General features: G+C 37.4%; 25 protein-coding genes. 18 read left to right on the forward strand and 7 right to left on the reverse strand.

From position 1 onward, the window contains the following. Nucleotides 1-40 precede the first annotated feature (40 nt). The 8 genes from H3T47_RS08135 to trxA all read left to right on the forward strand — a co-directional run bounded on the left by H3T47_RS08135 (nucleotide 41) and on the right by trxA (nucleotide 9,137). Entirely contained in the window at nucleotides 41-1,519 is a 1,479-nt protein-coding gene (locus tag H3T47_RS08135; protein WP_046326792.1) for a nicotinate phosphoribosyltransferase, read from the forward strand. Then, nucleotides 1,516-2,343, forward strand: a complete 828-nt coding sequence (nadE, locus tag H3T47_RS08140; protein WP_199283133.1) for an ammonia-dependent NAD(+) synthetase — start codon at nucleotides 1,516-1,518, stop codon at nucleotides 2,341-2,343. The genes H3T47_RS08135 and nadE overlap by 4 nt, the downstream gene beginning before the upstream one ends. 297 nt (nucleotides 2,344-2,640) lie before the next feature. Continuing rightward, nucleotides 2,641-5,280, forward strand: coding sequence for an alanine--tRNA ligase (gene alaS / locus H3T47_RS08145; RefSeq protein ID WP_199283134.1), 2,640 nt, complete (start codon nucleotides 2,641-2,643; stop codon nucleotides 5,278-5,280). A 52-nt stretch (nucleotides 5,281-5,332) separates the two neighbouring features. Continuing rightward, nucleotides 5,333-5,590, forward strand: a complete 258-nt coding sequence (locus H3T47_RS08150) for an IreB family regulatory phosphoprotein (protein ID WP_038521496.1) — start codon at nucleotides 5,333-5,335, stop codon at nucleotides 5,588-5,590. Next, complete coding sequence (gene ruvX / locus H3T47_RS08155; RefSeq protein WP_199283135.1) at nucleotides 5,590-6,024, forward strand: Holliday junction resolvase RuvX; 435 nt, start codon at nucleotides 5,590-5,592, stop codon at nucleotides 6,022-6,024. The genes H3T47_RS08150 and ruvX overlap by 1 nt, the downstream gene beginning before the upstream one ends. Nucleotide 6,025: 1 nt before the next feature. Then, nucleotides 6,026-6,331: a DUF1292 domain-containing protein gene (locus tag H3T47_RS08160; protein WP_199283136.1), complete on the forward strand. Its 306-nt coding sequence runs from the start codon at nucleotides 6,026-6,028 to the stop codon at nucleotides 6,329-6,331. Between the two features lie 54 nt (nucleotides 6,332-6,385). Then, nucleotides 6,386-8,740, forward strand: a complete 2,355-nt coding sequence (locus H3T47_RS08165) for an endonuclease MutS2 (RefSeq protein ID WP_199283137.1) — start codon at nucleotides 6,386-6,388, stop codon at nucleotides 8,738-8,740. An 85-nt stretch (nucleotides 8,741-8,825) separates the two neighbouring features. Then, nucleotides 8,826-9,137: a thioredoxin gene (gene trxA / locus H3T47_RS08170; protein ID WP_034980713.1), complete on the forward strand. Its 312-nt coding sequence runs from the start codon at nucleotides 8,826-8,828 to the stop codon at nucleotides 9,135-9,137. Nucleotides 9,138-9,164: 27 nt separating this feature from the next. Here the strand turns inward: trxA and mscL are convergent, their stop codons facing one another. Both mscL and H3T47_RS08180 read right to left on the reverse strand, forming a co-directional pair. Beyond that, nucleotides 9,165-9,536 carry a large-conductance mechanosensitive channel protein MscL gene (gene mscL / locus H3T47_RS08175; RefSeq protein ID WP_038521509.1) on the reverse strand — a complete coding sequence of 124 codons (372 nt, stop codon included), beginning with the start codon at nucleotides 9,534-9,536 and terminating at the stop codon, nucleotides 9,165-9,167. Between the two features lie 72 nt (nucleotides 9,537-9,608). After that, nucleotides 9,609-10,025 carry a YslB family protein gene (locus tag H3T47_RS08180; RefSeq protein ID WP_109918083.1) on the reverse strand — a complete coding sequence of 139 codons (417 nt, stop codon included), beginning with the start codon at nucleotides 10,023-10,025 and terminating at the stop codon, nucleotides 9,609-9,611. Nucleotides 10,026-10,093: 68 nt separating this feature from the next. On the opposite strand from H3T47_RS08180, the gene murI reads away from it, so the two are divergent. Both murI and H3T47_RS08190 read left to right on the forward strand, forming a co-directional pair. Next, nucleotides 10,094-10,882, forward strand: a complete 789-nt coding sequence (gene murI, locus H3T47_RS08185) for a glutamate racemase (RefSeq protein ID WP_199283138.1) — start codon at nucleotides 10,094-10,096, stop codon at nucleotides 10,880-10,882. Between the two features lie 16 nt (nucleotides 10,883-10,898). Next, on the forward strand, nucleotides 10,899-11,513 hold the full coding sequence (locus H3T47_RS08190; protein WP_199283139.1) for an XTP/dITP diphosphatase: 615 nt from the start codon (nucleotides 10,899-10,901) through the stop codon (nucleotides 11,511-11,513). Nucleotides 11,514-11,551: 38 nt separating this feature from the next. Here the strand turns inward: H3T47_RS08190 and H3T47_RS08195 are convergent, their stop codons facing one another. After that, nucleotides 11,552-12,367: a mechanosensitive ion channel family protein gene (locus H3T47_RS08195; protein WP_046326797.1), complete on the reverse strand. Its 816-nt coding sequence runs from the start codon at nucleotides 12,365-12,367 to the stop codon at nucleotides 11,552-11,554. Between the two features lie 111 nt (nucleotides 12,368-12,478). Between H3T47_RS08195 and H3T47_RS08200 the strand changes: the two genes are divergently transcribed. Further along, nucleotides 12,479-12,904, forward strand: a complete 426-nt coding sequence (locus H3T47_RS08200; RefSeq protein ID WP_046326798.1) for a DUF948 domain-containing protein — start codon at nucleotides 12,479-12,481, stop codon at nucleotides 12,902-12,904. Between the two features lie 18 nt (nucleotides 12,905-12,922). Then, nucleotides 12,923-13,327 carry a DUF1269 domain-containing family protein gene (locus H3T47_RS08205; RefSeq protein ID WP_233335886.1) on the forward strand — a complete coding sequence of 135 codons (405 nt, stop codon included), beginning with the start codon at nucleotides 12,923-12,925 and terminating at the stop codon, nucleotides 13,325-13,327. A 75-nt stretch (nucleotides 13,328-13,402) separates the two neighbouring features. On the opposite strand, the gene H3T47_RS08210 is transcribed toward H3T47_RS08205, so the two are convergent. Beyond that, nucleotides 13,403-14,503 carry an aminopeptidase P family protein gene (locus tag H3T47_RS08210; RefSeq protein ID WP_199283140.1) on the reverse strand — a complete coding sequence of 367 codons (1,101 nt, stop codon included), beginning with the start codon at nucleotides 14,501-14,503 and terminating at the stop codon, nucleotides 13,403-13,405. A gap of 153 nt (nucleotides 14,504-14,656) precedes the next feature. Between H3T47_RS08210 and H3T47_RS08215 the strand changes: the two genes are divergently transcribed. After that, a complete protein-coding gene (locus H3T47_RS08215) occupies nucleotides 14,657-15,658 on the forward strand; it encodes a substrate-binding domain-containing protein (RefSeq protein WP_187159950.1) in 1,002 nt (333 codons plus the stop codon). A gap of 31 nt (nucleotides 15,659-15,689) precedes the next feature. Here H3T47_RS08215 and H3T47_RS08220 read toward each other — a convergent pair whose 3' ends face one another. Continuing rightward, nucleotides 15,690-17,078, reverse strand: coding sequence for a glycerophosphodiester phosphodiesterase (locus H3T47_RS08220; protein WP_199283141.1), 1,389 nt, complete (start codon nucleotides 17,076-17,078; stop codon nucleotides 15,690-15,692). Between the two features lie 85 nt (nucleotides 17,079-17,163). Here H3T47_RS08220 and H3T47_RS08225 point away from each other — a divergent pair, with 85 nt between their 5' ends. From H3T47_RS08225 to H3T47_RS08245, 5 genes are read left to right on the forward strand one after another with little or no spacing between them, the layout of a single operon-like run. Continuing rightward, nucleotides 17,164-17,496, forward strand: coding sequence for a hypothetical protein (locus tag H3T47_RS08225; protein ID WP_038521531.1), 333 nt, complete (start codon nucleotides 17,164-17,166; stop codon nucleotides 17,494-17,496). Nucleotides 17,497-17,503: 7 nt separating this feature from the next. Next, nucleotides 17,504-18,895, forward strand: a complete 1,392-nt coding sequence (locus tag H3T47_RS08230; protein WP_199283142.1) for a bifunctional UDP-sugar hydrolase/5'-nucleotidase — start codon at nucleotides 17,504-17,506, stop codon at nucleotides 18,893-18,895. Next, a complete protein-coding gene (locus tag H3T47_RS08235; protein WP_199283143.1) occupies nucleotides 18,879-19,457 on the forward strand; it encodes a YutD family protein in 579 nt (192 codons plus the stop codon). Before H3T47_RS08230 ends, H3T47_RS08235 begins: the two co-directional genes overlap by 17 nt. Then, complete coding sequence (locus H3T47_RS08240; RefSeq protein ID WP_199283144.1) at nucleotides 19,457-20,233, forward strand: TIGR01457 family HAD-type hydrolase; 777 nt, start codon at nucleotides 19,457-19,459, stop codon at nucleotides 20,231-20,233. The genes H3T47_RS08235 and H3T47_RS08240 overlap by 1 nt, the downstream gene beginning before the upstream one ends. Beyond that, nucleotides 20,230-20,838 (forward strand): TIGR01906 family membrane protein, encoded by a 609-nt coding sequence (locus tag H3T47_RS08245; RefSeq protein ID WP_046326806.1) that lies wholly within the window; start codon nucleotides 20,230-20,232, stop codon nucleotides 20,836-20,838. The genes H3T47_RS08240 and H3T47_RS08245 overlap by 4 nt, the downstream gene beginning before the upstream one ends. Nucleotides 20,839-20,849: 11 nt before the next feature. Here the strand turns inward: H3T47_RS08245 and H3T47_RS08250 are convergent, their stop codons facing one another. Continuing rightward, on the reverse strand, nucleotides 20,850-21,500 hold the full coding sequence (locus H3T47_RS08250; RefSeq protein WP_046326807.1) for a VTT domain-containing protein: 651 nt from the start codon (nucleotides 21,498-21,500) through the stop codon (nucleotides 20,850-20,852). Nucleotides 21,501-21,510: 10 nt separating this feature from the next. Beyond that, the gene (locus H3T47_RS08255; RefSeq protein ID WP_199283145.1) at nucleotides 21,511-22,470 is read right to left on the reverse strand and encodes an NAD(P)/FAD-dependent oxidoreductase; all 960 of its coding nucleotides are present in this window, start codon (nucleotides 22,468-22,470) and stop codon (nucleotides 21,511-21,513) included. Nucleotides 22,471-22,832 lie beyond the last annotated feature (362 nt).

Genomic DNA, 22,832 nt, shown 5'->3' on the forward strand with positions numbered 1-22,832 from the left:
TAAAACAAAAATATTTAGTGAAATTAGTTAAGAGGACAGAATGTTTTACCAAGAATTGGATAAAGATGATTCGTTAACCCTTCATACAGACCTGTATGAAATTAATATGATGTATACCTACTTTAAAAAAGGAATTTCGGAGCGTAACGCTGTTTTTGAAGCGTACTATCGTCAAGAACCATTTGGCAATGGCTATTCCGTTTATGCAGGTCTAGAACATGTGATTATGTACTTAAAGAACTTAAAGTTTAAAGAAAGTGATTTGAAGTACTTAAAAGAAGAAGTTGGTTACGATGATGACTTCATTGACTATTTGCGTCATTTAAAAATGAAGTTGACAGTTCGTTCTATGCCGGAAGGTGAAATTGTTTTTGCCAATGAACCATTATTGCAAGTTGAAGGACCGCTTGCGCAATGTCAATTAGTAGAAACTGCTATTTTAAATATTATTAACTACCAGACTTTACTTGCTACTAAGGCGGCGCGTGTTAAATTGGCTGTTCAAGGTGACGGTGTGATGGAGTTCGGTACACGGCGCGCACAAGAAACAGACGCCGCACTTTGGGGCACCAGAGCAGCATATATTGGTGGCTTTGACTCAACAAGCAATGTACGTGCCGGTAAACTGTTTGGCATACCAATTTCAGGTACTCATGCTCATTCTTTAGTTGAAGCCTTTGGCAATGAATACGAAGCATTTAAAGCTTATGCAGAAACGCATAAGGACTGTGTATTTTTGGTTGATACCTACGATACGGTCAGAAGTGGGGTTCCCAACGCAATTCGGGTTGCTGATGAAATGGGAGAGCGGATAAACTTCCAAGGCGTAAGAATTGATTCAGGAGACATGGCCTATATTTCAAAGCAGGTTCGCCGTGAACTTGATAATGCTGGTTACACTAAAGCTAAAATTTACGCTTCTAATGATTTAGATGAAACAACAATTACCAGTTTAAAGATGCAGGGCGCTAAGATAGATGTTTGGGGTATTGGTACCAAGTACATTACCGCTTATGATCAGCCTGCTCTAGGAGCTGTTTATAAATTAGTTTCAATTGAAGATGATCAACATCGTATGCGTGACACATTAAAAATTTCTTCGAATGTGGAGAAAGTGTCAACACCTGGTAAAAAGCAGGTTTGGCGGATTTCAGCTAATACGGAAAAGAAAAATGAAGGTGACTGGATTGCGCGCGTAGGCGTAGATCCCCGCAATTTTGATTCATTGTACATGTTTCACCCACAATATTCATACATTAACAAGGTCGTGACTAATTATACTGCTGAGCCTCTTTTAAAAGATATTTTTGTTGATGGCAAACTAACTTATCAGCAACCTAAATTAATTGATATTAAGAAGTTCTGTGCTGCTAATTTAGACGGGTTATGGGAAGAATATAAGCGCAGCCTGAACCCGCAAGAATATCCAGTTGACTTATCCCAAGATTTATATGACAGTAAAATGAATATCATTCAAGATATTCGCAATAATATCAACAAAGGAGTTGGTGCACAATGAGACCGTTGCAAGAAAAAATCATTGCCTATGAACATGTTTTACCCCAAATTGATCCTGAAGAAGAAGTAAGACGGTCAATTGATTTTTTGAAAGATTATCTCAAAGCTAATTCTTTTTTGAAAACTTATGTTTTGGGAATATCGGGCGGTCAAGATTCTACTCTAGCTGGTAAACTTTGCCAGATGGCGATTGCAGAAATGCGCGCTGAAACGGACGATAACTCCTACCAATTTATTGCAGTTCGTTTACCATACGGTGTTCAGACAGATGCACAGGATGCAGCAGATGCAGTAGCTTTTCAAAAGCCCGATCAAGACTTAATCGTCAATATCAAGCCTGCTGTTGATGCTTTGGTAACCAGTTTGCATGAAGCAGGTCAAGAAATTACGGATTTCAATAAAGGTAATATTAAGGCCCGTGAGCGTATGGTAGTGCAGTATGCTATTGCAGGAGCTAATAACGGTGCTGTTGTCGGGACAGATCATGCAGCTGAAAACTTTAGCGGCTTCTACACTAAATATGGTGACGGCGCAGCAGATTTAACACCACTTTTCCGCTTGGATAAAAGACAAGGCAAGCAGATGCTCAAGTTTTTAAATTGCCCAGAGCATTTGTATCACAAAGCACCAACTGCAGATCTGGAAGAAGAACAACCGGGTCTACCTGATGAAAAAGCCTTAGGTGTCAGCTATCACGATATTGATAATTATTTGGAAGGGCAGACTGTAGCAGACGAGGCAGCAGAAAAGATCGAAGCTTTGTGGCGCAAAAGTGAGCATAAGCGGCATTTACCGGTAACTGTTTTTGATGATTTTTACCGCTAATATGAAAGTGGATATTTTGTGCATAACTTAGTATAAATTGTCCAGTTATTGACAAAAACTATGCAAGTAGTACAATTACTGTTAACTTAAGATATGTTTTTTAAGATTTGCAGTTCAAAGAGAGAATCGTCTGGTGAAAAAGATTTACTGTTACTTAAAAAATGCTCCTTAAAGTTCAACAAATAAAAATAATTAAGAGGTAACAAACACTGTTGCAATTGAGGTGGTACCGCGTTTAAAGGCGTCCTTAAAGTAAGCAACGGTGTTTTTATTTTGGCAAAAAGGGAGATATATTTGATGAAGAAACTGACAAGTTCAGAATTTAGACAAATGTTTTTGGATTTCTTCAAGCAGCACGGACACATGGTATTGCCGAGTCAATCTTTAATCCCACAAGATGACCCAACTTTACTGTGGATAAACTCTGGTGTAGCAACCATGAAGAAATATTTTGACGGTTCTGTAGTCCCTAAGAATCACCGGATTACCAGTTCACAAAAGTCCATTAGAACCAATGATATTGAGAATGTGGGTAAAACTGCCAGACACCAAACCTTTTTTGAAATGTTGGGTAACTTTTCAGTTGGAGATTATTTCAAAAAAGAAGCAATTACTTGGGCTTGGGAATTTTTGACGAGCCCAGACTGGCTTGATTTAGATCAGGAAAAGCTATATTGCACGGTTTATCCTAAAGATACCGAAGCTTACAAAATTTGGCTGGAAGTTGGGATGCCCGAAGATCATATTGTTAAGCTAGAAGAAAATTTCTGGGATATTGGTGAAGGTCCTTGCGGTCCTGACTCCGAGATTTTTTATGATCGTGGTCAAGAAAATAATGACGTGGCAGAAGATGATCCCGAAAACTTCCCTGGTGGTGAAAATGCCCGTTATTTGGAAATTTGGAATATCGTCTTTTCACAATACAATCACTTGGCAAATGGCAAGTATGTTGATCAGCCGCATAAGAATATTGATACCGGTATGGGCCTAGAGCGTGTTTTGTCTATTTTGCAGGATGCACCAACTAACTTTGAAACTGACCTCTTTTTGCCGATTATTCATGAAACCGAAAAAATGGCAGCTGGCAAAAAATATGGCACTAATAATGCCGCTACTACTGCTTTCAAGATTATTGCCGATCACGTTCGTACTGTTAGTTTCGCTATTGCTGATGGTGCTTTGCCATCAAATACAGGCCGGGGCTATGTTTTGCGGCGTTTAATTCGCAGGGCAGATTTAAATGGTCAAAGGTTGGGCATTAAAGGTGCTTTTCTCTACAAATTGGTGCCAGTAGTCGGTAAAATCATGGAGAGTCACTATCCAGAAGTTACTAATCAAAAAGACTTTATTGCCAAGGTAATTAAAAATGAAGAAGAAAGATTTCAACTGACACTTGAATCCGGCTTGTCTCTGCTAAATGACTTAATTGTCAAAGCGCAGAGTTCAAATGATAAGACCATCTCTGGTAAAGACGCCTTTAAATTATTTGATACTTACGGTTTCCCATACGAGCTTACCTTTGAAACTGCCCAGGATGCAGGCTTAAAAGTTGATCAAAAAGGTTTTGATGCTGAGATGGCTGCTCAAAAAGAACGTGCCCGTAAAGCTCGGGGCAATCTGCAATCAATGAGCTCTCAAGATGCAACCTTGATGAATTTAAAGGACAAGTCAGAATTTGAGTATGGCGTTTATGAAGAAAAACATGCCAAATTAATTGATATTATAGTCAATGACCAATTAGTTGATAAAGCTGATGGCGACAATGCTGTCTTGATTTTTGATAAAACGCCATTTTATGGTGAACGTGGTGGACAGGTTGCCGATCACGGCAATATTTATGACCAAGAAGGAGAACTTGTAGCCCAGGTAACTGATGTACAACATGCCCCAAATGACCAGAACATGCATTTTGTTGATGTGATTTTACCGTTGAAAAAGGGTGAAGAATACACATTAAAAATCGACCGGGTTCGCCGTGAGGGTCTGCGCCATTCACATACTGCTACCCACTTATTACATGCAGCACTTAGAAGCGTCTTAGGCGAGCATACTCATCAAGCCGGCAGTTTAGTTGAACCTGATTATCTGCGTTTCGATTTTACAGCTGTTGAACCAATGACAGATAAGGAAATTAAATCGGTTGAAAATCTGGTAAATCAAAAAATCTGGGCTGCAATAGAAGTTCAAACAACGATTACAGATCCAGAAAATGGTAGAAAAATGGGTGCGCTAGCATTATTTGATGGCAAATACGGTGATAAAGTCCGGGTTGTCCAAATGGCAGATTTTTCAATTGAATTTTGCGGTGGTACGCATTGCGCTAATACTAATCAAATCGGTATTTTCAAGATTATTTCCGAATCAGCTATTGGTGCGGGGATGAGAAGAATTGAAGCTGTCGTTTCTAAGAAGGCGTATGAATACCTGGCTAATAGATCAGAACTGTTAGATGAGATACAGGCAGAAGTAAAATCAACTAAGCCTGAAGATATTATTGATAAAGTCGATTCTCTTGAAAAAGACTTGCATGATAGTCAAAAGCTGGTTGAAGATTTGAATTTGCAAATTAATCAAAACAAAGCCAACTCTATCTTTAATAATGTAGAGCAAGCAGGAGATTTAAGTGTGATTGCGCAAGAGGTTGATGCAAACAGTATGAAAGATTTGCGTGAGTTTGCTGATACTTGGAAGAACGGTAATAAATCTGATGTGCTTGTCTTGGCAAGTGCTAGCGCGGGTAAGGCTAATATGATTATTAGCTTGAAAGAAAAGGCACTAGCAAAGGGACTTAAAGCAGGAGACTTGATTAAGCAAGTTGCGCCAATCTTTGGTGGCGGCGGAGGTGGTCGTCCTGATATGGCACAAGCAGGTGGTAAAAAACCTGAGGGTCTTAAAAAGGCTATTCAGACAGTAATCACAGTGATATCAAAAAATTAATTGATTGAGTTTGTACTATTTTTCAAGTAAAATTATGCTAGGAGGAATGATTATGAGTTCGCTAGATAAAACGATGCATTTTGACTTTAATGAAAATAAAGGCAAAAATGTGCATGATACTTTGCAGGACGTTTATAATGCTTTAGAAGAAAAAGGTTATAATCCAGTTAACCAAATTGTTGGTTACCTATTGTCTGGCGATCCAGCTTATATTCCACGGCATAATGATGCTCGTAATTTAATTTTGAAGCACGAACGCGATGAAATTATTGAAGAGCTTGTCAAAAATTATCTTGGAAAAGATAAATAATGCGACTAGTTGGTTTAGATGTTGGGTCAAAGACAGTAGGTGTTGCGGTCAGTGATGAATTAGGTATTACTGCGCAAATGCTTGAAACTATCCCTATTGATGAAACGCGTTATAATTTTGGTATGCGTGCAATTAAAAAAATTGTGCGTCAATATGAGCCAGAGGGCTTTGTCTTAGGCCTACCTAAAAACATGGATGGGTCTTCCGGACACTCTGTTTTAAGGAGTAAGAATTACGGTAAACGTTTAGAACAAAAATTTGGTTTGCCGGTTTATTATTCCGATGAACGTTTAACAACAGTTGAATCAGAACGGGTTTTAGTTGAAGAAGCTGGCATGCATAACCGTCATCAACGCAAAAAAGTAGTAGACCAAATGGCTGCTGCTTTGATTCTGCAAAACTATTTGGATCTAAACCTAAACCGAAAGGATTAATATGGTACAAGATATTAATGGCGATGACCGTCAAATTACCTTGATCGATGATCAGGGTAACGAAGAAATATATGAAATTTTATTCACATTTCATTCAGATGACTACGATAAATCATACATACTGCTGTATCCAGCAGCTGCTGATGATGAAGATGAAATTGAAGTTTTAGCCTTCAGTTATGATGCAGATTCTGCAGGAGATGTAACCAGTAGCGACTTGCATGAGATTGAAGCAGATGATGAATGGAACATGGTTCAAGGTGTATTGAATACATTTTTGGACGATAATCGCTTAAGTGGAGAATAAAAAAAAGACTGGCCAAGCCAGCCTTTTTTATTCAAGATAATAAATAGAGAACTAATGAATGATAAAATATTAAAAACTTTAGAATTTGCAAAAATTACTGAGCAATTAAAGCAGCTGGCTATAACCAGACCAGCGAAAATGAAAGCAATAAATCTTGTTCCCAGTAGTGATTTTGCTCAAGTTGAACTGGCATTAAAACAGACACTCGCAGGTGCAGATATATTGCGGATTAAGGGGCAATTACCTTTAACAGATTTTACTGATGTCAGACCTAGTACTAAGCGCTTACGGATTAAAGCAAACCTAAATGCTAAAGAATTAGGTAATTTATTATTGGTTTTAGCATTGGCAAATGAAATTAACGAATTTTTTACTAATACTGATGAAGAAAAATTAGATTTAACGGTAATCAGTCCAATATTAGCGCAACTAGAAGTACCGCAGTCTTTATATGCCACGCTTAACCGTTCACTTGATTTTGATGGAGAAGTGCTTGACGCTGCATCAAGTGAGTTGTCTCATTTGCGTCATGAACTAAAAAGTAACGATGCAGAAATCAAAGACAGAATGGATGGCTACATCAAGGGCAGCAGTAGCAAATATTTATCCGAACAAATTGTGACTATTAGGGATGAACGCTATGTTATTCCGGTTAAGCAAGAGTATCGTAATAAATTTGGCGGCGTTGTTCATGACCAAAGTGCTAGTGGACAAACATTATTTATTGAGCCCAGTGCTGTTTTAAACCTTAATAACCGCCAGCAAAATCTCTTGGCAAAAGAAAGAAGAGAAATTAATCGTATACTGCATCATTTATCTGATCTAGCTCGCGTTGAAGTTGATAATATTGATAATATTGCTGCCGGCTTAGTTAAATTAGATTTTATTCAGGCTAAAGCAAGATTGGCTCAAAGTATGAGCGCAACTGAACCAAGACTAACTCGTGATCAATCTTTGTCGTTTTTGCAGGCGCGACATCCCTTGATTAATCCCAAAACAGTGGTAGCAAATGACATTCGCTTAGGCGAAGATTTTGATACTATTTTAATCACAGGGCCTAATACTGGCGGTAAGACTATTACCTTAAAGACGGTTGGTATTTTGCAATTAATGGCACAGTCTGGTCTTTTCATTCCGGCTGCAGAAGGCAGTAAAGCAGGTATTTTTAAGGATATTTGTGCTGATATTGGGGATGAACAATCTATTGAGCAGTCATTAAGTACTTTTTCTTCACACATTAACGGTATTGTTAAAATTATGAAAAAGGTAGACGCCGAAACACTGGTCTTAATAGATGAAATAGGTGCTGGAACAGATCCAGAAGAAGGTGCAAGCCTTGCAATCAGTATTTTAGATTTTTTACGCCAGCGAAAAGCCAAGATTATTGTTACCACGCACTATCCTGAACTTAAATTATATGGTTATAACCGTGAAAGAACGACCAACGCATCAATGGAATTTGACCTAAAAACTTTGTCTCCGACCTACCGTTTACAGATTGGTATTCCAGGTCATAGTAACGCTTTTGCAATTGCACGTAGACTTGGTATGCGTGAAGATGTCGTTAAAAAAGCTCAAGGGCTAATGAGTGACCAAAATGTTGATATTAATCAGATGATTACTGAATTAACCAAACAAACCAAAGCGGCAACAGATGCGCATAACCATTTAGCAACCAGCCTTGATCGGGCACAAAAACTGGAATTAAAACTTGAGCAGGCGCTTGATTGGTATAATCAACGTGTACAAAAGCAGTTGGAATTTGCGCAGGAAAGGGCAAACGAAGTAGTAGCCAAAAGTCGCAAAAAAGCTGATAAAATTATAGCGCAGCTTGAACAGCAAAAGGGGAATGTGAAGCAAAACGAGATAATTGCAGCCAAAGGTGAATTTAATCAGCTTGAACGGCAAAACGAAAACCTGGCCCATAATCGGGTGTTACAACGTGAAAAAAGACGGCATCATGTTAACGTGGGTGATCAAGTAAAGGTCTTGTCTTACGGACAGACTGGCACGATTACCAAAAAATTAGCTGATCATGAATACGAAGTGCAGATGGGGATCATCAAGGTTAAAGTTAGTGATCGTGATATTGAAAAGATTGGCCCGCAGCAAAAGTCACAATCTAAACCAAAGGTGCGCGCTGTCAGCGCCAGCAGGCGCAGCAATATTAGAAGCGAGCTTGACTTGCGCGGTCAGCGTTATGATGAAGCAATGACCAACTTAGACCGCTACATTGATTCAGCCTTATTGTCCGGACTAGATGTTGTGACAATTATTCATGGTATTGGCACAGGGGCCATTAGAAAAGGTGTCTGGCAATATTTAAAGACAAGTAAACACGTTAAGAGCTACAATTATGCCCCGGCAAATGAAGGTGGCAATGGTGCAACCATAGTTCATTTGCAGTAAATTGCTTTACTTGTAAAAAGTAAGTCTACTTGCTATAATGAAAATATCAATAGATAAAAATATTTTCCTTAAAGGAGGTTTTTTCATGGTTGATGAACTTACAGATCAGAACTTTGAAGAAGAAACAAAAGACGGTGTCGTTTTAACAGACTTTTGGGCAACTTGGTGTGGTCCATGTAAAATGCAATCACCAGTAGTTGATGAATTAGCTGAGGAGCGCCAAGACGTCAAGTTTACTAAGATGGATGTTGACCAAAATAAAGAAGTACCTAGTTCTTTAGGGGTCATGGCTATTCCTACTTTGTTGATCAAGAAGAATGGTGAAATTGTTGACCGTATTACCGGTTATACCCCTAAGGCAAAACTTAGTCAGATTTTAGATCAATATACTAAATAAAAAATTCCTGCAAATGCAGGAATTTTTTTAATTGCTTTTTTCTTTTAATAAGTCGCGGATTTCTTTAAGGTAATCTTCAGCAGACGGACCAGCTGGTTGCTTTTGGTCATTATGCCTCATTACTTTATTGACAGCTTTAACTAGCAAAAAGACAATAAAAGCAATAATTATAAAGTTAATGACTGTATTGATAAATTCACCGTACCTGAAGGTGGCTCCACCTGCTTTAAATACCAAGTTGGAGAGATCAATTTTTCCAATAAATAAACCTAAAAGTGGGTTGATCAAATTGTTTACCAATGAATTAACAATGTTGGTAAAAGCACCACCAATAATTACACCAACGGCCAAATCAATAACATTGCCGCGTTCAATAAATTCTTTAAATTCTCTTAGCATCTTATTTCCTCCATTCCTACTTTAATAATATTGCAAAAATGGTAAAAAACTAAATTATTTGTTTTTGAGAATTTAATCAAATTTTGCCAGCAATTTTACTTCTTTTTTGCGGTCATCTATTTTTATTTCACATTCGGTTGTGCGACCGGTTTCCTTTTGTATTGCTTCGGCAACTATTCCAGCTTCTAAGGAAAACTCCTGACTGCCACTATTAATGCGATCCGTGACGCTTTGACCTGTTAATTTAAAAACTTCTTCATTGCGATGGGTTTTGGTCTTTTCCAATAAGCCAAATTCGGCAGTATTAAAAAAGCTAACCACATCTTCAAATGACAATAAGTCATATTTTCGGGCAATACGCTTGCCACCCCAATAAAGAATAGCATCATTATCTGTGCCTAAAATAGTAGGTAATAAGAAGTCGCGGTATAGTTGATTAACAAAATATACGTGTTCATGTTGGTTATTGTCTTGCATAAAGAAATTCATCCCTTTTATTTTCTTTTATTTTACCGTAAAATTGATTGAAGTATAAATTATTTAGGGAGACTTTTATTATGGATAATCGACCAATTGGCTTGCTGGATTCTGGTGTTGGTGGGTTGACAGTAGTTAAAAAAATTATTGCCAAGATGCCTCACGAATCGACTGTTTTTATTGGTGATAATGCCCATATTCCTTATGGGGACAAGACAAAAGAAGAAATAATTGCCCTAACGACCCAAAGTGTTAAGTTTTTATTAAGTAAAAACGTGAAGTTAATTATATTTGCATGTAATACAGCGACTGCTGTGGCCATGAACTTTATTCAAAAGAAAATTCAGCCCCAAATAATTGGCGTAATCCAATCGGGTGCACTGGCAGCAGCAAATACTACCAAAAATAAAAAGGTTGCTGTAGTGGCTACAAAAATGACAGTCGGTTCACATGCTTACCAAAAGGAAATCCAAACACGTGATCCGCAAATAGAGACTATTGAACTAGCTGCTCCTAAAATTGTGCCTTTAATTGAAGCTGATGCGGGTCATAAAGCCTATATGACCGAGCTTAAAAAGACTTTGGCACCGATTAGTAATTTGGACTTTGATACCTTAATCTTGGGTTGTACTCATTACCCAATTATTCAAAAAGAATTTGTCCAGTGCTTGAAACCTGATGTTCAAATAATTGATCCGGCAGACCAAGTTGCTCAGTACACGTATAACGTTATGAAAAGAGACCAGCTGTTCTCTGCTAACACAGCAGCAGGTAAACACGAATACTTCACAACGGGAAATGTGGCACTGTTTGACGAACTTGGCCGTTTGGTATTGAATGACCAGCAGTTTCAGGCTCAGCAACTTTAGAGAAAGGATCTAAATAATGGAAATCTTATTTGCGACTACTAACAAGGGAAAAGTGACAGAACTGCGTGCAGCTTTTAAGAATGCTGGTATTACTGCCACGATTAAAACCAATGCTGATTTGGATAGACCACCAGTGGTGGAAGAATATGGCACCACTTTTGAGCAAAATGCCAAATTAAAGGCGCACGAATTAGCGGATTATAGTCAAATGCTGACGATAGCTGATGATTCCGGCTTAATGGTTGATGCGCTTGATGGGGCTCCTGGAGTTCATTCTGCCCGCTATGCAGGAATTGAACATAATGATCATAAGAATAATGCTAAACTACTGGCAGAGCTTGGCGGTGTGCCGTTAAAACAGCGGACTGCCAAATTTAATACCACAATTGTCGTATCAAAACCGGGTCATTTTGACCAAGATTTGGTTGTTTCAGGTCAATGTGCTGGTTTGATTTTACCAGCTCCACAAGGTGAAGATGGTTTTGGCTATGATCCACTATTCTTTGTGCCTGAAAAGCAAAAAACTTTTGCGGAAATGACGACAGCGGAAAAAAACAGTTTATCCCATCGCGGTAGAGCAATTTCCCAATTGCTGCAAAAATTACCTGCTTGGCTTGAACAATTTGAATAAAACAAAAACTGATAAAATTTCTTATCAGTTTTTTTATTTTATTCTGCCAGGTGAATTTGATTTTTTTGCAAAATTTTCAAATATTGTGTTAAGTATTCATCTTGTACTTCTTTTTCGTGACCGGGTTTAACTTGAAAGTGGACAACATAGTTGACTGTTTGCGCCGTTTGCGCTGTAATGCCTACTATTTTAGGCTCCTGGACTAAAACTTTAATATTGGTACTCAATTCATTATTTATTTGATTAATTAAATCATGAACTTGGGCAAAATCGTTATTGGCCTTAAGCTGAATATTAATATCCAGTCCAATACCACCATGAGCCAAATTTTGTACAATAGAAATATTGCGGTTGGGGATATAAATGATAGAACCGTCTGAACCTTTAAGTCTGGTAGTTCTTAAGCCCAACTGAACTACTACCCCGGTTTGATCATTAATTGAGACGATGTCACCAACGTCGAATTGATCTTCGCTTAAGATGAAGAATCCGTTGACTAGGTCACTCACAAATCCTTGAGCTCCCATGCCTAAAGCTAAAGAAAAAATACCAGCACTGGCAAGCAGTGTGCCAATGGGAATGCCCAAAATTGATAAGACTGCAAATAAATAAAAGAAAATCACAGTGTATTCAAAAATACTGTTAATTAATGCAGTAACTGTTTGTGTTCTCTTGTTTTGTTTTCTTTTACTATGCTTTAAATAATGATTGATGATTTTTTTACCAATGCGGTCAATTATGTAAAAGACCAACGTTGAAATGGCTAATTGCCAAAGTATTGTTAGTGCTTGTTCACCCAATCTGTCCCAATTGAATTTTAAAACACGTTTGTTTATTTGAAATATTTTATTCATAATAATTGCCTTCCGTATATGCATATTAACTATAACAAAATATGACATATAGATTGAGATTGAAGCATTTTCATGCTAGACTTTTTTTAGGTATAGAATTGGAGGTAAAAGATGGGATTATCTTATGGTGCATTAGCGGGACTAATAGCTGCCATTGCATTTTTAATTTTAGTACTTTTCACAATTCCAGTGCTTATACGTGCCGCGAAAGCGACTAGAGAAGCAGAAAAAACGATCCAGAGTGCTAACGAGTCAATTCAACAGGTTACTGGGGATGTTAATGATTTACTTCATCAGACTAGTGATTTGCTTGATAAAACTAATGTCTTGCTAGCAGATGTTAATGTTAAAATGAAAACTATTGATCCTGTTGTACAGGCAGCAGCTGATTTAGGCGAAAGCGTTTCAGATGTCAACACATCTACCAGAAAGATGGCAAAGCGTTTCAATAATTTTCATTGGAAGCGTAACGGGTTGATGTCATCTGCTTTAGCATCAGTGTTTGCACGGCATAAGCGGCGTAAAGGTGAAGATTAAGTAAAAGGAGTTACTTTTATGAAAAAGTTTGCAAGTTTTGTTTTGGGAACAATTGTCGGAAGTGCGGCAGGATTTCTTGCCGGTTCATTTTTAGTTAGTGATGACCAAATTGATGAATTAAAGAAAAAAGTTAAGAACAATGAAACCGTTCAAGACTTAAAGAAAAAATATGATAATGGTACTGAAGTTGTGAAAAATCAACTGGCTTCATTCCCTAAGAATGTTGAGGATGATTCAGAATTAAAGGATTTTGATGATATCGTCATTGATAATTCGAAGGATGAAGATTTAAAGAATAAAGATGTAGCAGAAGACTTACATCATGCTGAAGCTCCAGATAATTTAAATCATCCCGAACCTCCAAAGTCTGAAAGACCGGAAGACTCAGCTGACGCACCAGCAGATCCATTTGACAGACCATAAACAATTATTTATTAAAATGGCACTAGCAGATTGATATTTCTGTTAGTGCCATTTTTTTGTAACAAAATTGCTGTTTTACAAAGGCAAAATTTTTAGTTCTTTACTGGTATGAGTAAATGGTTCATAGCCGTTTTTAGTGACAACACCACAATCTTCGATTCTAACACCTGCTACATTTGGAATATAAATTCCTGGTTCGATTGAGAAACACATGCCTTCCTCAATAATTAAATCGTTGCCTTGAACGATTGACGGGTATTCATGCACTTCTTTGCCAATTCCGTGACCCAGACGGTGAATAAAGTACTCACCATAACCAGCTTTAGTAATAATGTCACGTGCAACACTGTCAAGTTCTGAAGCAGTCATTCCTGGTCTAACAGCATCAATTGCAGCTTGTTGGGCTTCGCGATCAATTTCATAGATTTCTTTTTCTTTGGCTGATGGTTCACCATAGGCAACTGTTCTACTGGAATCAGAAGCATAACCGTTATGCATAGTGCCCAGATCGAACAATACCAGTTCGTTAGGCTTAACTTTGTTCATAGTAGGACCTAAATGAGGATTAGCAGCGTTTGCCCCGGCTTGCACAATTGTTTCAAAACTTTCGTGCATAACTCCTTTTTGAACCTTAAGTTGGTACTCAATTTGTCCAGCGATGTATCTTTCTGTTACACCTGCTTTAATCGCATCAAAACCAATTTGAAATGCAAAATCGGCTTCACGTCCAGCAGCTTGTAATTGCTTTATTTCTTCTGGAGTTTTGTAGAGACGAATTTTTGCAACAAAATTAGAAACGTCACCGTCAAAATTAGCATCAGGAAATTGTGCGTGAATGAGTTGATAATGAGAAACAGACAAATTGTTTTTCTCAAGAGCCCATTTTTGGTAGTCCTTAGTTCTGCCTTTTACCTTGTCAGCGATAATCTCCCAGGGATTTTCTGAATCAAGATAGCCGTACACATCGCCATTCCAGGCTGAATTTTTGGCTTCTTCAACGTTTAATGCAGGAACAAAAACGAAAGGATCTTGATCTTTGAACGCTAAAAGAGCGAAAATCCGCTCATGTGGTTCCATGTCATATCCGGTAAAGTAAGCAATTGTAGTTGGATTAGAGATATAGGCAACATCGTTATCGGAACTTTGCAGCCATTCTTGTAATTTGGTTAAATTCATAGCTTCTTCCTTCTATTCAAAATGTATAGTTAATGCAAGTATATCATGTTCTTGTCTTGAAAAAATGAAAGAATAGCTGTAAACGTTTGCACTTTTTGCAAAATCATGATAAATTTTATACTAGTAATTGTAAAATGGGGGAACAAAAAAAGAATGCGTAAACAAGAAATTACAATTTATGATGTTGCTCGTGAGGCTAAAGTCTCAATGGCCACAGTTTCACGAGTGGTTAATGGCAATACTAACGTGCGTAAAGACACACGTGAGCGGGTGATGAAAGTAATTAACAGGCTGCATTATCAGCCAAATGCTGTGGCACAGGGTCTTGCATCTAAAAGAACGACCACAGTGGGGTTAATTGTACCTGATTTGACCAACCTTTATTTTGCCGAATTGTCAAAAGGTATTGACGATATAGCTCTGTTATACAAGTACAATATTATTATTACCAGTATTGAAAATCGCTTAATGAGAGAAGATCAAGCGATTCAAGGTTTACTTAATAAACAAGTAGATGGTGTAATTTACATGTCTGACAGTTTGCCTGAGGAAGCAGTTGCTGCATTTAAACGGACTGATACTCCGGTTGTTTTGGCTGGAACCAAAGACAGTCATAGTGAATTTCCATCAGTTGCCATAGATTACAAAAAAGCAGATACAGAAGCTCTGAACCTGCTTTATAATGACGGTAGGAAGAACTTGGCGCTAGTTATAGGCAACCCAGACACGGTAGTCAATGCCCAAGAAAGAATACCTGCTTATAAAAAGTTCATGAAAGATCATAATTTGGGCGAAGGTCATATTTATTCTAATATTAAGGATCACTCTGATGGCTATAATTTATTGTCACAATTAGAACAGGATGGCATTGACGGTGTGATCGTAACACGCGATGTTGCTGCGGTAGGCTTACTCAATTCTGCTATTGACGCCGGTAAAAAAGTACCTGCTGACCTAGAAATAATTACAGCAAGTGCTACACAAATTGCTTCGGTTGTGCGTCCGGCATTAACTGCCGTTCGTCAGCCGCTTTATGATATTGGTGCAGTTGCCATGAGAATGTTAACTAAACTGATGAATAACGAAGAAGTACCGGAAAAACAAATTGAGCTGCCTTATGAAATATTGAAAAAGCAGAGTACTACAAATGAATAAGATAATTTAGTCACGTAAAAAGTGCCGCATGTTAGCCATGCAGCACTTTTTTGCTTGTTATTTTCTGCACCTTTTTTATCTGTTGCAGAATATTTAGTGTTTTGCCGGATTGCAGCGGCAAGTATGCTGTTAAAGCAATATTGGAGTAACGGCTCATGCGTGGTAATTGCCGGTAGTTCTGCCAGTTTGTTTCGCCGAAAAAGCCATAGAAAAGAATATCACGGGCCTTGATCCAACCTAAAGAGGTATAAAGCCACATACTTTTAGGGCTGCCATTAAAATTCTGAATTTTATAAAGAGTATTGATGGGCATAAATTTTTCGGTCTTAGCTTGATTATCCGGGTAACGATAGATTCGGACATTTTTTTCCGGCTTAGCCAAAATTTGCTTATTTTGATAAGGTGCAATCTCCTCCGGTCTTAGATCCATATTAACAAACTCTGCCGAAATAAATGTTTGATTGGCAATTTGATAGTAAAGCTGATTATGTGCTCTGACACCGTACATTACCTCAAACTTTTGGCCGGGATAGACATATTTATTTTGTTTGTCCTGCACATACGGGTTCATCATTGTTTTAGTTTTCTTTTTACCAAAATAGATACCATTGCGGTGAATATCGTATTTTTTGGTGCCTTCTTTAGCTAACTTATACTTAAAGCCGGTACTGGGAAAATTGGTAACAACCCCATCAACGTTTTTATTAATCAGCCACTGCCATAAATCAGGGGATTCATCCATTTCAGTCCACACAAAGACTTGTTTATTTAATTGATGCAGCCAGTGGATCAGCCAAGCATGGTTTAAAATCAAATCAGAAGAAACATTGACTGCATTTACTTGAGGCAAATTGCTGAAATTCATTCGTTTCAAACTGCCAACGATTAGTATTAAATATGCGTCAGGGATGATTTTGCGAAAATGAAATAAGCTGGCTGCAGAAAAAGAGTGGATCATAACTCTTTTTTCCATATGGTATTTTTTGATTGTAGCCGCGATTTTGTCTTCTAATTCATAAGACGGCTCTAACGAATGATCAATTTTGGTTTCCAAAATAAATTTAGTATTAGGTCGTTTTTGATAGTATTCAAATAACTGTGGTAAACTCAGCACATGTTCGCCATTATCATAGGTAAGTTGGCTAAGTGCCTCCCAGTTATTTTGTGATACAATTGCATGTGTATGGGTCACTCGAAATAAGTCGTCGTCATGTGAAATAACTAACTCACCGTCTGCAGAAAGATGAAGGTCAAGTTCGACATAATCGGCTCCTGAATTAAAAGCAGAGTTGTCACTTTGAATGGTTTCTTCAGGATATTTACTGGGATCTCCCCGGTGTCCAACGACAGTGAAACCACAAGTTGTTATGAATATGATGCTAAAAATGAGAGCCGTAATAATATGGCTTTGATATTTCATGTGTACACCTCTGTTGTTTACTACAATAGCATGGTTGCACATTTTTTGCTATATGTCACAGATTTAATTTATGCGGGGAATATTAATGAATGAACAATATGAAGAATTGGATTTAATTGAAGAAATTGTGCGTAATGATGGCAGCAAGTATTTTGAAATATCTAATATTGATCAAAATGGCATCGCCGAGCTGGCTGCTGACCGGGGAAAGATTAAAAGCGTACGTATCTTACAATTAAATATTCCGCGTACTAAAGCTCTGATTACCTATGAAGAATATATTAATAAGACTTATAAACTTGAAACTTTGACAAATGAAGATGATTGGAAAAATCCCGACTGGGTTGAATGGCAGAAGCCAAAAGGCAAAATTTTAGACGCCTATAATATGGTATTAAAATCGAATCAAATAGGATAGAGAAAAAATGGAAAAAATCCGCATCTTACATACTAATGATTTACATTCTCATTTCGAACATTTTCCTAAAATTGGTCGCTACTTAAGAGAAGCACAAAAAGATAAGTCCGTCGACCAGGTTTTTACTTTTGATGCAGGGGATTTTATGGATCGCTCCCAGCCATTAACCGATGCCACTTATGGTCAAGCTAATATCAGATTAATGAATAGTTTTCATTACGATGCGATTACTATCGGTAATAATGAAGGCATCTCTAATTCACATGAAGTAGTCGAAAAATTGTTTGATCATGCTAATTTCCCGGTTATTCTGGCTAACTTGCGTGAAGAAGATGGTTCAATGCCGCACTGGGCGGTGCAATATAAGATATTAACTACAAAAAAGAAGACGCGTATCGCGCTAATTGGTTTAACCGCAGCTTATCCTCTTTCTTATGAACCTAATCACTGGCACGTTAAAATGCTAAAAGAAACTATGGACGAAGTTTTACCCCAGATTAAAAATCAATATGATGTTTTAATTTTAATAACTCACATTGGTTTAAATATGGATACTTTTTTAGCCAAAAACTATCCTGAAATTGATTTGATTGTTGGGGGTCACAGTCACGACTTATTGCCACATGGTAAAAAAGTCAAAGATGTCTGGATAACGCAAACGGGTAAATGGGGCAATTATGTTGGTAATACCTATGTGGAAATTGATGACAACCATCATGTTAAAAAAATAACCCCGCATGTTGAGCCGACAAGTTTGATGAAATCGCATTTAGCCGATGAAGAGACGATTTTAAACTACAGGCAAAAGGGTAAAGAAATTTTGAGCCGCGAGCTTGTCGCTGATTTGCCTGAAAAATTTAATGATGATAAAGAAGCAGCTATTCAAGTTTCCATGAACGCAATTGCAAATTTTGCCGGAACCGATTTGGCTATGTTAAGTTCGGGCTTGTTCTTAACACCTTTTAAAAAGGGTGTTTTAACTAAATATGACTTGCAAAAAGCACTGCCACATTCAATGCACGTTGTTCGATCGACATTAAAGGGGAGTGATCTTTGGCGTTTAATTATGGAAATAGAAAAAAACCGGCACTTTTTAGATCATTTTCCATTACAGGGAATGAGTTTTCGGGGAAAAATCTTTGGGCAAATGCACTATAAGGGAATTAAATTTGACCCTATGAGTAGGGTGGTTTTTGTAAATGGTAAAGAGGTTGATCCTTATCAAGAATATCAAATTGCCGTTTTAGACCATTATGTTTTAGTGCCGTTTTTCCCTACTTTAGCAATTGTGGGCGATAATGATTTTCTTTTTCCGCAATTTTTACGCGAGGTAATTGGTAAGTATTTAGCACAAAAATATCCACTGCAAGGAAGTGAAGCAAATGGTAGAGCAAAGTAGCACTAATAAACAAAAAGAAAATAAATTTGAGCAGGAACAACCCTTGCGTCATCCCTTAGCCGCTGTAGCTTGGGATAAAGAACAATTAAAAATCAATAAGCAACTTTACCAAGTAGTTGTCAATAAAGCAGCAGCTTTGGATATTGAGCAACTGCGACGCAAGTATGATCCATATTTGGATCAATACGATTTTATTGTTGGTGATGTTTCCAGTGGGCATTTAAGGTTGAAGGGCTTTTATCAAGATAATGTGCCAACAGCCCTAGACCGTAAAAAACAGACCATTGCTGACTATTTATTAGAGTACTGCAATCCTGGTGGACCATATTTTATCTTGCAACTTTTGAGCCCCGTGCATCATTATCATAATAGTAAACGTAAAAAGCGTCCTAATTCATATAAAAATCGCGGACAAAGTTTGCGCCGGAAAAATTCCAGTAAAGCAGTTAAACGTTATCGCGTTCGGCAAAGTCACATAAAAAAGCCTGAAACTGCACCTGTTAGAAAAGAACATGGCAGTCGTCATTCTTTTGTAATTAAAAAAAGAAAGAGTAGCAAATAGTGAAGAATTACCGTCTATTTTTAATTGATCTTGATGGCACAATTTATCGCGGTAAGGAAACTATTGCCTCAGGAGTTCGTTTTATTAAGCGCTTAGAAGAAGCGCATAAAGACTATCTTTTTTTGACAAATAACACCACGCGAACACCACAAATGGTAGTGGATAAGCTAAAAACTCATGGTGTTGCAACAGATACTGCTCATATTTATACACCATGTATGGCTACCATAAGTTACATTTTAAAATGCCAAAAAAAGCAGACAAATAAAATTGGTGTTTACTTAATTGGTCAGATTGGCCTCTGGCAGGAGTTTATCCAAAATCCTGCATTTGAACTTAATGAAACTAGCCCTGAATATGTGGTGGTAGGGATGGATACCGACTTAACGTATCATAAAATTCAGGTGGCCGTTTCTGCTATTAGAAATGGTGCAACTTTCATTGGTACTAACGCTGATCTTAATTTGCCAAGTGAGAAAGGCTTGATGCCCGGTAATGGGTCACAGTGCGCTATGATTGCGGCTTCAAGTGGACAAGAGCCTTTTTATATTGGTAAGCCTTCTTCTGTAATTATTGACATGGTTTTAGCCAAATACGGCTGTGCTAAGAGTGATGCACTGATAGTTGGTGACAATTATGATACTGATATTAAAGCTGGGTTTAACAGTAACGTTGATCAATTGCTGGTTACTACCGGAATAACTAAAGCAGCGGATATTGAAGGGAAAAGACAACCTACTATTTTGACTAATAGTTTGGATCAGGTTGAAATATGAGCAAAAAAAGTAATATATTAACTATCATTTATCATTTTATTTTTGCTGTTTCAAGTAGTGTTGTGGTCACGTTGGTTGCGAGCTGGCCCTTATTATTTGTCTTTGTTTTAGTGCAAAAGACTAACAAAACAGTAAATTTGTCGGTCAGTCAGGTGATGCATAATTATAACCAACTGTTGTGGTATTTGACTTGGCCGTTTAAGCACAAATTAAAAATGCAGAATCTGCCAACTTCAAGAATGGCAGCGCAACATTTTGCCGATGTCAAAAAATTATTTGTTTTAGCAATTGTTGCTTTTATCTGTTGCATAGTAATTTATTTTTGGAGCAAGCATCATAACAAAAAAATATTGCGCTTGGATAAAATTTGGGCCCTATTATTTTTATTAATGCCAGTAGTTGTCTTGCCTTTTGCTTTGGCTAACTTTGACAACTTTTTCATTACTTTTCATCATTTGTTTTTTGCTGGTAGTAATACCTGGTTATTTGACCCTGCAACCGATCCGATTATTAATGTCCTTACTGAAGGCTTTTTTGCCTCATGTTTTGCTATTGCAGGCATTTCTTACGAATTATATTTTGCAAATAAGTTGCTGCAAAGATAAAAAAGGAGTTCTTAGTGGAACTCCTTTTTGTTTGTTATACGTTTTTTTAAGGCGACTATCAAAATTGGCAAGACAGAAATCAAAATAATTGCGATTAGCAACATTGAAAAATGATTTTTTACAAATGGGATGTTACCAAAAAAGGCACCTAACACAGTAAATAATCCACCCCAAATAATTCCGCCAACTACATTATAGAGCGCAAATTTGCCGTAATGCATGCTGCTGCCGCCAGATATGAAGGGAACAAAAGTCCTAATAAAAGGGATAAATCTGCCGATTACAATTGTGATCGGACCGTGCCGGTTAAAGAAATTTTCGGCAGCCGCTCTATTTTTTTGATTAATCAGTTTGTTAAACCAATTATGCTTAGACCCTTGTCTAACAGACCATGCGCCAATTTCATAATTACAGGCATCGCCCAACACGGCAGCCGTCAGTACGGCAAAGTAAATCCACCAAATATTTAAATTGTATTTAGGGTTCACAGCTAATGAACTGGCGGCAAAGATGAGAGAATCCCCCGGTAAAAAGGGGAAGATAACTAGTCCAGTTTCAATAAAAATAATGGCAAAGATAATCAAGTATGTCCAGTTCCCGAATTGATTAACTATTTCTATTAAATGGTGATCAATGTGCAGAATAAAATTGATTATTGTCATAAACATCTCCTTAAATGCTGGTTGAATGTATCGTTAAGGTCTTTTCTGGAAAGAGTGTGCGCATAATAGCAGCGACTGCAATCTGTGCCTCACCAAATCCTAATCCAATAAGCGGCACCCGTTCAGGATAAGTGACTACATCACCAACCGCATAAATACCAGGAATATTAGTTTCCATTGTGCGTGACACTTCTATATGGTTGTTAGTCAGATTGACACCCCACTTTTTAACAAATTGGTTATTAGCCCGGAAACCGTAAGCAACGACAATTTGATCAAATTTTGCAGAAATTATGTCGTTACTTCCCATTTCTTTCAAACCAATATTAAGTTGATTATCGCTAAGTTCAATTGATTTGGGAAGATATGGCGTCTTTATTTCAACATTTTTTAAATTTTGTAGTTTTTTGACGCTTGATTCTAAGCCGCGAAATACTTTTCTTCTATGTATTAGCTTTATTTTTGTACCTGGCTGGTTTGCTAATTCAATGGCCCAGTCAAGCGCTGAATCGCCGCCGCCAAAAACTCCTATTTGCTGATGAGCAAAAGTTTGCGGTTCTTTAACATAGTAGTAAATCTTTTTTTCGCTCTCATTATCTACTTTCAATGGGAATTTTTTCGGGCTGAAAAATCCAGTGCCTGTCGCAATAATAATGCTTTTAACAATAAAGCTATTATCAATTACAAATTCTTTATTACTTTCTTTAATAGATTCAACGCGGTGATTTAGGATAAACTTTGCGTTATGTTCAGCATCTTTTTGCAGATTAGTAATTAATTCTTGGGCTGAAATAGAACTGTAAGCTGGTATATCCAATATTTGTTTAAAAGGATAAAGTAATTTTGGCTGACCTCCTACTTCACTCAGTGATTCAAAAATTACTGTATTTAACCCATGAAGATGAGCAAAATTGGCGCAGAATAATCCAACCGGACCTGCTCCTATAATTGCTAAATCAAATTTTTTTATTTTAAAAACTCCCCTCTAAACCTTGATATGACAACTTTATCATGAAAAAAGAAGTAAGTCACTTTAAGAAATTACAAAAAAGACTTGCAAAAAGGAGAAATACTTGCTAGTATTAATAACTGTCGTCGGGCAATGAGCCGCAAGGCAAGAGGAGCCAAGGGGCGACAAAAAAATCGAGCAAAACCAGTTGACAAAAAGCAACAGGTTTAGTAAGATAATAAACGCTGTCAGGTAAGACGGCGAAAACAAGTCAGAAAAAAGTGCTTGACAAAAGCAATTGAATCTGGCAAAATGAAAAAGCTGTTTTAAAGAAGACAGCAGGTAGTACCTTGAAAACTGAACAATGTTTTCGCAAAAATGTG

The organism is Lactobacillus sp. W8093 (genome assembly GCF_016100925.1).
In the GTDB taxonomy this organism is placed as follows: Bacteria; Bacillota; Bacilli; order Lactobacillales; family Lactobacillaceae; genus Lactobacillus; species Lactobacillus helsingborgensis.